This window comes from Bacteroides sp. 1_1_30, assembly GCF_020982715.1.
Lineage (GTDB): Bacteria > Bacteroidota > Bacteroidia > Bacteroidales > Bacteroidaceae > Bacteroides > Bacteroides xylanisolvens.
Genome location: NZ_JAJKHN010000133.1, coordinates 1 through 10,350 on the forward strand (window position 1 = coordinate 1; position 10,350 = coordinate 10,350).

Annotated in this window: 7 protein-coding genes and 1 pseudogene; 2 read left to right on the forward strand and 6 right to left on the reverse strand. The window is 46.7% G+C overall.

The features are described from left to right. Positions 1-260: 260 nt before the first annotated feature. Together LPH68_RS24370 and LPH68_RS24375 are read left to right on the forward strand one after the other, a co-directional pair. A complete protein-coding gene (locus tag LPH68_RS24370) occupies positions 261-2,057 on the forward strand; it encodes an ABC transporter ATP-binding protein (RefSeq protein WP_004292668.1) in 1,797 nt (598 codons plus the stop codon). A 6-nt stretch (positions 2,058-2,063) separates the two neighbouring features. After that, positions 2,064-3,806 (forward strand): ABC transporter ATP-binding protein, encoded by a 1,743-nt coding sequence (locus tag LPH68_RS24375; RefSeq protein WP_004312237.1) that lies wholly within the window; start codon positions 2,064-2,066, stop codon positions 3,804-3,806. 564 nt (positions 3,807-4,370) lie between these two features. On the opposite strand, the pseudogene LPH68_RS24380 reads toward LPH68_RS24375, so the two are convergent. From LPH68_RS24380 to LPH68_RS24405, 6 genes and pseudogenes are all read right to left on the reverse strand, one after another. Further along, positions 4,371-5,054: pseudogene (locus LPH68_RS24380) on the reverse strand (hypothetical protein); the annotation flags it as partial. A 14-nt stretch (positions 5,055-5,068) separates the two neighbouring features. Further along, complete coding sequence (locus LPH68_RS24385) at positions 5,069-5,833, reverse strand: DUF5045 domain-containing protein (RefSeq protein ID WP_230297180.1); 765 nt, start codon at positions 5,831-5,833, stop codon at positions 5,069-5,071. 22 nt (positions 5,834-5,855) lie between these two features. Continuing rightward, positions 5,856-6,581 carry a hypothetical protein gene (locus tag LPH68_RS24390; RefSeq protein ID WP_230297181.1) on the reverse strand — a complete coding sequence of 242 codons (726 nt, stop codon included), beginning with the start codon at positions 6,579-6,581 and terminating at the stop codon, positions 5,856-5,858. Beyond that, positions 6,578-9,121 (reverse strand): hypothetical protein, encoded by a 2,544-nt coding sequence (locus LPH68_RS24395; protein ID WP_230297182.1) that lies wholly within the window; start codon positions 9,119-9,121, stop codon positions 6,578-6,580. The genes LPH68_RS24390 and LPH68_RS24395 overlap by 4 nt, the downstream gene beginning before the upstream one ends. 9 nt (positions 9,122-9,130) lie before the next feature. Next, positions 9,131-9,766 carry a hypothetical protein gene (locus tag LPH68_RS24400; RefSeq protein WP_230297183.1) on the reverse strand — a complete coding sequence of 212 codons (636 nt, stop codon included), beginning with the start codon at positions 9,764-9,766 and terminating at the stop codon, positions 9,131-9,133. A 5-nt stretch (positions 9,767-9,771) separates the two neighbouring features. After that, on the reverse strand, positions 9,772-10,290 hold the full coding sequence (locus LPH68_RS24405; RefSeq protein WP_370638810.1) for a hypothetical protein: 519 nt from the start codon (positions 10,288-10,290) through the stop codon (positions 9,772-9,774). Positions 10,291-10,350 lie beyond the last annotated feature (60 nt).

Sequence of the window (10,350 nt, forward strand, 5' to 3'; positions counted from 1 at the left end):
CCCCCCCCCCCCCCCCCCCCCCCCCCCCCCCCCCCCCCCTTTTTTTTATCAAGCACACGACGGCATACGAGATTAGCCATGGTCTCGTGGGCTCGGAGATGTGTATAAGAGACAGATACATTTCAAGAAAGAATATGAAGAATATGCTAAAAAAACTCCAGCTTATATGAATCAGGAATTATGGCTGTTTGCTATTTTTTACTTGGTAATTATTGTGACAAATATTTGTCTAACTACGACAATATATATTTAAATAAATAATGAAGAAAAAAGAAGGATTATCTAGGTTACTGGAAATTGCGGGAGAAAAAAAAAGTTTATTGCTTTTCTCCGGGTTATTTTCCGCTATAAGTGCATTATGTATACTTATACCATTTTGGTCTATATATGAAATATTAAAGGAATTGCTTGTTCATGCTTCTGATTTATCTACGATAGATTCTGAGCTAATGATCAGTTGGGGGTGGCTTGCTTTTATTGCTTTGATTGTGGGTGTACTATTTTTGTATGCGGGATTAATGTTATCTCACATAGCCGCCTTTCGTATTTTATATGGGTTAAAAATAAAACTTTCAGAGCATATAGGTCAGTTGTCTTTGGGATATTTAAATTCGACATCTATCGGTTGTATAAAGAAAATCATGGAACAAAATGTCGAAAAAATAGAGCATTTTATAGCTCACACTATTCCCGATTTGGTGAATGTGTTTGCAACCATAACTTTTATGTTTATTATCTTTTTTTCTTTAAATGGTTGGATGGCATTCACCGCTCTATTATGCATACTTTTAAGTATAGGAATGCAATTTTCTAATTTTGTAGGGAAAAGAGCTACTGCACTTACGAAAATCTATTTTGATGTCCAAGAACGCATGAGTGCTTCAGCTGTTCAATATGTGAGAGGTATGCCAATTATAAAGATATTTGGACAAAGTATACGTTCTTTTCGGCAGTTCAATGCCGAAATCGAAGCGTATAAAACATTTGCTTTAAAATGCTGTAATAACTATCAAAATGGTATAATTGCATTTATTATTCTGTTGAATTCAATAGTCACGTTTATTCTTCCTGTAGGAATATTAATAATGACCTCTGATCCTAAAAACATCTCATTAGCTGCAATTTATCTTTTTTTCATCGTGATGGGGCCCGGAGTAGCTTCCCCTGTATATAAACTCGCATTTTTAGCTTCAGGAACTGTAGAAATTAATGAAGGAGTAAAACGTATAGACAAAATATTTGAGGAAAAAAAACTATGTGAACCAGTTGTTCCTCAAATACCTCAGACGTATGATATTGAATTCAGAAATGTAAGTTTTGCTTACGAAGATAGAGAAAATATGACAAAGACAGAAGCGCTGAAGGATATCTCTTTTATCGCTCGACAAGGTGAAGTAACAGCTCTGGTTGGACCTTCTGGGTCAGGGAAGTCAACAATAGCCAATCTCATTCCTCGCTTTTGGGATGTTTCCTCTGGAGAGATTTTAATAGGGGGAATAAACATAAAAAATATTTCCTCACCCCAATTATTGGAGATCGTGTCTTTTGTATTCCAAGATACGTTTCTTTTCAATGATACCATATATGCCAATATTACAGCAGGAAATACTCAAGCTAGTTTATCGGATGTTATACAAGCTGCTCAAGCTGCCCAATGTGATGATTTTATTCGAAGTCTTCCTAAAGGATATGATACGATTGTCGGAGAGAGAGGCGTTTTTCTTTCTGGAGGAGAGGCACAACGAATTTGTATAGCTAGGGCTATTTTACGAAATTCTCCTATTTTAGTATTAGATGAAGCAACAGCTTTTGCTGACCCAGAAAATGAATATAAAATACAACAGGCCTTACAAAAGTTAATAAAAGGTAAAACTGTTATTATCATAGCTCATAGATTGTCTTCTATCACCTCTGCTCATCAAATTCTTGTTTTTAAGGAAGGATGTTTAGTTCAAAAAGGAAGACATGACGAACTTCATGTTACTACAGGCATATATAAAAATATGTGGAATGCTTATATAAATGCACATAACTGGAAGTTAAATCTAAAAAAATGAAATAATATGATTACAAAGGCTATAAAACATATTACTATAGGACAAACCAAACGTTTATACAAGCCTGTGGGGTATACAATGCTTGCAAACTTTATAAATATAGTTCCCTTTTGTCTTTCAATAGAAGTTATAAATACCCTTTTTAAAGCTTTTGATGGAACTGGAACTCCTCTAAACATATCTAAATTATGGGGGCTGATTGTGATAATGTTTGTATACATAATTTTTATGATTTTTGGAGAAAAGAAATCCTATAATGCAAATTTCCGGGAAGCATACAATATTAGTGCAGAAGGTCGTATTGCTTTAGCCGAACATTTACGCAAGTTGTCATTAGGTTTTCTTTATAAAAAAGATTCTGGAGAATTATCTTCCATGTTAATAACTGATTTTGCTATGACAGAACAAGGGATGTCGCACCATCTTCCTCAATTGCTTGGTGCACTGGTCATGCCTATTTTTGCTTTTTTAGGTTTATTGTTCGTAGATTGGCAGATGTCTATTGCTATGTTTTTATCCCTTCCTATTTCTTTTTTAATACTTATTTTCACTTCTAGTATTCAAAAGAAACTAGGGCAAACTCAAATTCTGGCTAAAATACGTGCCAGTAGCAGAATGGAAGAATATTTACAAGGTATACGTGTTATCAAAGCATATAATATGACTGGAATAAAGTTCATCCGTTTACAGGAAGCATTTAATGATCTCAAACGTGCGAATATCAAAACAGAAGCTCTGATTGGACCTATTGTCATGTTGTCTGTAACCCTTCTTCGTATGGGACTTACTTTGATGATATTATGTGGTACATACCTTTTAATTGGAGGAAAACTTTCTGTTGCTATTTTTGTGATGTTCCTTATCGTTGGCTCCAGAGTTTTTGACCCACTAACATTAGCACTAATCAATCTTGCAGAATTCCGTTATTATTCTATTGCAGGTGAACGTATTTTGAATTTACTAAATGAACCAGAAATGTCAGGAACACAAGATGCTCCGGAACAAGGAGATATTATATTTAGAAATGTATCTTTTGGGTATAATGATAAATATATCCTACATGATATAAGTGTTACAATGAAACAAGGTTCTTTAACTGCTATAGTTGGGCCTTCTGGAAGTGGAAAAAGTACATTGATGAAACTTTGCGCTCGGTTTTATGATCCTGATAAAGGTGTAATATTATTAGGTAACAAAAATATACGAGAGATTGATCCTGAGAAACTTATGCAACGCATTTCAATGGTATTTCAGGACGTATATTTATTTCAGGATACCATAAAGAATAATATTCGATTTGGTAAAGAGAATGCTACAGATAATGAGATAATAGAGGCGGCTAAAAAAGCTCAATGTCATGATTTTATAATACATTTACCTCAAGGATATGATACAATGATAGGTGAAGGTGGATGTACCTTATCTGGAGGAGAAAAACAGAGAATCTCAATTGCACGTGCTATATTAAAAGATGCTCCTGTAATTTTATTAGATGAAGCAACAGCTTCTTTAGATCCAGAAAATGAAGTGGAAATACAGTATGCAATCAATTCTTTAATACAAGGTAGAACTGTTATAGTTATAGCGCATAAACTAAAAACAATAAGTGATGCTGATAAAATTATTGTTTTAGATGGTGGAAATATTATAGAACAAGGGACACATGAACAATTATTAAAAGATGAGGGATTATATGCTCATTTATGGGATATTCAAGAAAAATCCTGTAATTGGAAAGTAAATGTATAGAGATGGCATAAGGAAAATCAAAGCCGACTCCGGAGCTTTTTGGGGGGAGGCGGTTTGGCGGCGTTTCCGCCGTTAAACCGTCCTGTTTTCGTTTAACGAAAAGACAACTTGCTGTTTGCAGGAGCAGACCACGTTTATCCAATAATTATTGTGTATCAGCCCATTGTATGGCTATTCTCCTGTGATTTTCGGGGCATTTCCATCAAATATTTGCCGACAGCTCTCCCCATTAAAGGGTGGATATCTCTCCATAATTATGTGACTTACGCTCATAATTCAGGAATAAGGAGACGAATATACGGGAAATCTGTCCTTTATATACCCTATTGTCCATTAATGGATTGTTACTTTCACACATCTACAAATGGAGAGTGGCAGTGAGTCGTATATGCTTCATGGTTTTTCTGCATTATCTCCATTAATGCGTACATTTGTTTATATTCAAATGAGAGCATTTGCTACAACGTACAAATAAATTATATCATTGTTGCTTTTTTGTTATCCATTCTAATAAAGTAAGAATTAATTCGCTTATTTATAATGTGATAATGTGTTTAGTAGGTTAGTAGCCCACCAGCCGATGCGATAGACGATCAGGGCGATGAGCATGATGATCTTGTCGATGCCCACGATGACACCTGCCGTCAGCGAGGTGAACCACAGTTCGGCCGCGTCTTTCTCCATTTTCGTCACCTCGTCCACGCCCGTCTGCTCCATGGTGGCCTCTATCAGATTGGGATCGGATGTCCCTGTGTGGGCTACATCCGCCTGTGCCTGCAGGCTGTTGTACATCGTGTCGCGCACATGGATGAGCTGTTGCACCTCCTCGAACTTGTCCGCTATCTGGGTGGCTTCCGCTTCGTAGAGGTCATGCGTGTACGAGCCGATGCAATTCGGTATGTAGGACAGGAAGTCCAGGAAGCACCAGCTGCTTCCGCTGCCTGCCATGCCGGTATCTGCCGGCGGATACCACCAGCAGAGGATGATTGAAACGGCCAGCGGGCGGAACAGTTTCATCACGTCCAGCGGCTCGTGCTTCACCATCATCTTGTAGGCCATGCCCGCTGCCATCACGATGGCGAACAGGGCGGCCAGTGCCATGCACATCTGCAGGATCCACCAGAAAGGTCCCTGCGAGCCGGTGAAGGTCGCATCGGTCAGGAACTCGTTGGTCTGAAAAATCACGTCGTCTATCTCTTCTTCCAGAATGTTGATACCGAAATCCGAGAGTATATTTCCATCAGCCATAAGTATGTTCGTTTTTAGTTTCTGTTTACCGTTTCGTCTCCCTCACCGATGTCACCGTTTCCTCCGGACTGCGATCCGGATGCGGCAAAGCGCGATTCGTTCCATCTGCTCACTGCATCACGGACGATGCTTCCCTTGTCCAGAGTGTGCCCGGCAGTGGCATTCAGCAGAGTTTCTGTCCGGGTTGCATTCCGTCTCCGGGCAAGGTAGCCGATGAGAATCTCGTTCTGCCTTGCCACATCCTCGTAGATGCGCAGGTATTCCTTCTTCCGCTGCGCATTGGGCATATAGGCCTCGCGGGTTGCCGTAAGTGCACACTGGTAGATGCGGTAGTATTCCGTCCACCGCGCCCGGTCTTCCGGTGTGCCGCCGGAGGGAATGATACGGTCGATATTTCGTTCGAGCCTGTCCATCTGTCCTTTGACCTTGTCACCCTCGGCCAGCCATGCCAGGTCTATCTGGTGGTCGGCCACATTCAGGGCCTCGATTTTCGCCCGGCTCACCAGTGCCGAGTCTATTTCCTCCGCTTCATCCGTCTGGTTGTAGAGGTTCACCCCGGCCAGTGTGCGGAACGACAGCTTGTTTTTGGCAGCTGCCGATTTCTTGTACTTACGGTGAAGCAGCGTGTAGTAAAATTCAGGCGTGAGTGCGCCCGTGCCTGTTTCCATCACCGTAATCTGGTTCCGTTTCGGTGCATCGTGGTTGTAGGTCACGGACTGCGCCCTGACCGTGGCTGCGGCAAGCAGGGCGGTCGTCATCAGTAGCAATGTTCGTTTCATTTCTTTTCCCTTTTATCGTTCGTTAATAATCCAGTCGTCCTGCACCGCGCCACCGTCCGAAAGCCCCTTCGACAATTTTGCGTTTGGTACGTTCCCGGTAAATCTTCGCTTTCCAATAGCCGATGCGGACCTGTATGTAACGCCATGTCTCCATGTAGGCCCGGTTCAGATGCCGTTCGATACTGTCCAGAGACCGGTTCACGTTCTCCAGCACCATCAGCAGGTCATTAGTCGAGCAGGCTGCCGCTCCCGTGGCATACAGTACGAGGTCGCTCACCGATTTGTAGAGGTGTTCGCCTTCACGGGCGATATTCCGTATCGCCTTCTCGTTGACGGTGATGATCAGCAGGTCCGACGCTTCCGCTTTCCCGCGTTTCAGCACTTTCTCGTGAAAGGTTTCCAGCATGGTCTTGTAGTCACCGATACGGTCACTTACCGTCCGGTAGGTGTCCTTCACGTTCAGTACCGTGCGCAGGGACTGGTACATCACGTCGATGACGTCAAAGGCACGGGTGTAGCGGTCGAGATCGACATTCAGCTCCTTGTAGCCGCCCACTTCTTCACGGCTGTATTCATGCAGCAGCTTGTTGCTGTACTCCAGCGTGCTACGGGCAAGCAACAGGCTGCGCTGCTTTTTGTGATCATGGATGTAGGCTTCCACCGATACGATGTCGAAGGTCACCTGTGCTCGGAGCTTACCGGACATCAGGGCGAGCAGCATCAGGGCGGTCAGTAGTATGCGTTTCATGGCTGTACCTCCTTTCTTCCGCTTCGTCCGCTGCGGGATACCCGTGCGTTCTCCACCCACCGGTCATGGCATTCTTCCACGAGCGTGAGTCTGCGTCCCTCGTCCGTGTCAAGTTCCGGCAGCACGTCCTTCAGCACGTCGATGATGCTCCGCTTGTAGTGCATCATCTTTTCCAGCGATACAAGATCAGCATATATCTTTGTGATACGGCTGTCCACCTCCCGGGCGATTTCCAGGCGGTCGCTTGACCAAAGCAGGTGGTACACGTCACCGGCAGGTTCCTCTTCCATCGGCTCGTTACGGGCATATTCCGTCGTGATTTTACAGTCGGGATGCTCCCGGGCTATTTCCGAAATGCGATCGTTCACCATCCGCGTCTTTTCCTCGCCCGACAGACTTGCATCGAATGTCAGTACGTCGGCGACATGCGTGTCCGTGTACGACGAGGTCAGTTCCCAGCTTATCTGGATGATGGCCCTGTGTATCTTGATACCGAGGAAGTACTTTGGTTTGCGGGCGATTGAGAGAGTCGCGCTGAACGTGATTTCACCGTTGATGTTCGGCATGGTCGCCTTGCGGACGAACGTATAGCCGTTCCAGGACCCGCCGCCTTTCCACGTGAGGCTGTAAGCCGCCCTGCAGTCCTGCATGATGGCTGGCAGGCGGTAGTAGTCATCAGTCGGCACGCTGTTGTCACCGGCCGCTTCTTCCCGGGCAGCCTTGTAGTCCTGCTGCTTTTTCCGCCATGCTGCCAGTTCGCTTTCCAGTTCCTCTATCCGTTTCCGGTTGGCATTGTACTGCTGGCGGTATCTGGCGGCATCCTCCACGCTCGCCCCGGCGATTTTCTTCAGCAGGTCTTCGTTCTCTCGTTCCAGGGTGATGACCTGCGATTCCAGCGCGGCCACCCGACTGTCCACCTCCTGTATCAGGGCGTCGAGTTCCGAGAAGTCCAGCTCGTTCTCCGTGACGGTGGTCTGCATGACACATTCTTTTGAATGGGCGTTCAGTGAGCTTCCGCACTTGCGGCACTTGTACTGTGTCGAGCCTTGTCCCAAGGTGGCTCCGTCCGAACAGGTCACACTGATGGTGACGCTCTCACATCCCTGCAGCTTCCCTGCGTCCGTTGCCTGATAGTAGTTGCGGCCATCGGATGCGATGTAGTACACGTAGCCCTCCTCGTTGTCGTTGAACTCCGAGAGACGCGCGTTCAGCTGTGCCTTGAAGGTGTTCAGATCCATCGAATACGAATCGAACACTTCTTCATACACCACGGTTTCACGATTCCAGCTTTGGGTCACGTGTATTTCGTAGGCATACGCCTTTTTCGTCTGCTTCTTGCCTTTCTTGATGATGTAGGACTGCATCCGATAGCTGATGCTGTAGGTGTTTCCGTCGTTGCTGCCGTTGAGCTGCTGCACCCGGCTTCTCGACCATCCGGCATGGCGTTCCGAGTTGGCAAGGGCCTGTTCCCGTTGCGAGGCGTTGGGGTAGAAGTTCGCGTCACCCGTCTGGAAGCGGGTCCAGGCACTTCCGTTCAGTATGCTGTTGTCGTCCGTCGGCGGATAGTAGTCGCACAGCGCAACGCTTCCCTGTTCGCGCCGGGCGATGTACCACCGTTGCGTGTAGTAGTTTCCCATCCCTTCGTCCAGATAATCCGTCATCCAGGACGTGAGGTCATAGTTGTCGAAGTCGAACAATCCGGCCACGTTGTCCGCACCGCCCACCATATCCAGCAGCAGATCGCCCACGCCGTTTTCCGCCTGTTCGAACAGGTCTCCGTAGTGTTCGTACAGATTGCCTATTTCGCTGATTTTTCCGCCTATCAGGTTGTGGAACGCGCTGGTTTGCAGCAGGGCGTCTCCGAGGTTTTCCACCCCGGAGGTAGCCAGTCCCACACCCATTTCATACAGCTTGTCAAGATCACCTGCAAGGTGCTCCTTGGTGAAGTTCTCCGGCACGCGGGCCAGGTTGTCCATCAGTTGTTCCCACCGGACACCTCCCAGTTCCGAAAGGTTCAGCAGGGTGGCTACCTCCCGGTTGATTTCCAGAAAGACGATGTCCTTGAAACTCAGTGAACTGTTGGTCACGATGCTCTCGAACTGCATGCACAGGTTCTTGGTATCGTCACAGACTTTCATCAGGTAACTGCCCCAGTGGATGGCGGTCTGTGGCGAGCGCAGCATCAGTTTGGCCACTACCCAGATTTTGGGCATGATCTTCTCCGCCACCATGTGATAGATGCGCCGGTAGTAGTAATTCTCCGTACTGCTACTCCAGATGCCGAGGTCAGACAGGGCCTTGTACTCCAAAAATTTGGAGGCAAAGATTCCCGCTGCTGCCACCTCCGCTGCCGTGTAGTGCTTCAGGATGTCATCGACCTGCTCCCGGTAGTAGCTTTCGGCCACGGCCTCCGTACCGAAGGCGGCAGCCATGGCCGCTACGGTACGCGCGTCATAGTTCACGCTGTAGTACTGGGCATGGATACGCTGCACGAAAGTGAGCGCAAATACAATCAGGACATACGACAGTCGTTTCATCATCTTATCTTTTTATCTCTCTGTTATCTTGTTCATTTCCCTCTGCTCGAAATGCCACCGTTCGGTTTCAAGGCAGTTTTCCGTCACCAGCCGGCAGAACATCTCATGAATGGTGAAGGCATCTCCGATGGCTCTTTTCATCCGTGTTTTGGAGGAACAGAACCATCTCATGTACCAGGGCTGGCCCAGATAGGCCTCACGTATGGTGTGGTAGCGTTGCCATCCCAGGTCGTTCAGTCTGTTGCCGCTCAGCGGGCTGCTGTTCAGTTCCCTTCTCAGTTCCCCACGGAATCGCTCTTCGTCGAAGAGCGGCTTTCGATTCATGCTGTCGCACAGGTCGTAGAACTCCTTTTCTCTAGGGGTGTCTCTGTAATAGAGGTCCAGGTATGCGTCGAGTTCAGCTTCCGGCATACCCAGCCGGAGGGAATACTGCGCCAGCAGCCGTTCGATGGCCGACACCTTTTCCGGTGCCAGACCGTAGTCCGAGAGCAGCCGTTCCCTGGACAGCATACAGAAATCACGGATGGTGAGGCGGTTGAGTTCCGGATGGTCAATGCTGACATCCTCCCTTGTCAGGCAGCTTTCGAATCCCATTTCAGCCAGGCCGAAACCGAGAGACAGGTCAATCAGAATCCTTTCTTTTTTCATGATGGCTATGATTTTGTCGTTAAGTTCAATACCCGTCCCGCCTCGTTGACCTTCCGGGCGAAAGGCAGGGACTTGTCAATGCCGCTGGCATTCCAGTCCCGGCAGTAGGCCTCGATAGCCTCCTGGTGACTGCATTGCAGCTCTTTCTTGTAGAGTTTCAGGGCTTCCTTTTCCGACCGCTCGGTGGTGTAGGTCATATAGCATTCACGCGGTTCCTCCACACCGTACACACCGCTGGTCGTCCCCCGGCGGATAAACACCTCGCGGAAGAAACTGCGTCCCTCCTTGTTCTCCAGCCGGTTGATGGTGAAAATCTTCTTGCACTCCACATCGGTCAGTCCGAGTATCGCCTTGATGGTGTCAAAGCGTTCACGGAACTTGCTCTGGTCAAGCAGCATCACCACATCGGAGTTGTTGATGATGGCCTCCTTGACGATTTCCGAACCGATGATGTCCTGTATCTCCTGGGTGACGACACCGACCGATGCCCAGAATTTTCTGGCCGTCTTGTGTAGGCTAAGCACCCAGCGCCTTATCATATTTCTATGGTAGGTTTCCAAATGCTCGCCCCCGAACCGGACTTA

Excerpts from the sequence above, each read along its gene's own strand:
- LPH68_RS24385 (WP_230297180.1), bottom strand. The coding sequence starts at position 5,833 with ATGAAACGAACATTGCTACTGATGACGACCGCCCTGCTTGCCGCAGCC.
- LPH68_RS24375 (WP_004312237.1), top strand. The coding sequence starts at position 2,064 with ATGATTACAAAGGCTATAAAACATATTACTATAGGACAAACCAAACGT.
- LPH68_RS24390 (WP_230297181.1), bottom strand. The coding sequence starts at position 6,581 with ATGAAACGCATACTACTGACCGCCCTGATGCTGCTCGCCCTGATGTCC.
- LPH68_RS24370 (WP_004292668.1), top strand. The coding sequence starts at position 261 with ATGAAGAAAAAAGAAGGATTATCTAGGTTACTGGAAATTGCGGGAGAA.
- LPH68_RS24400 (WP_230297183.1), bottom strand. The coding sequence starts at position 9,766 with ATGAAAAAAGAAAGGATTCTGATTGACCTGTCTCTCGGTTTCGGCCTG.
- LPH68_RS24395 (WP_230297182.1), bottom strand. The coding sequence starts at position 9,121 with ATGATGAAACGACTGTCGTATGTCCTGATTGTATTTGCGCTCACTTTC.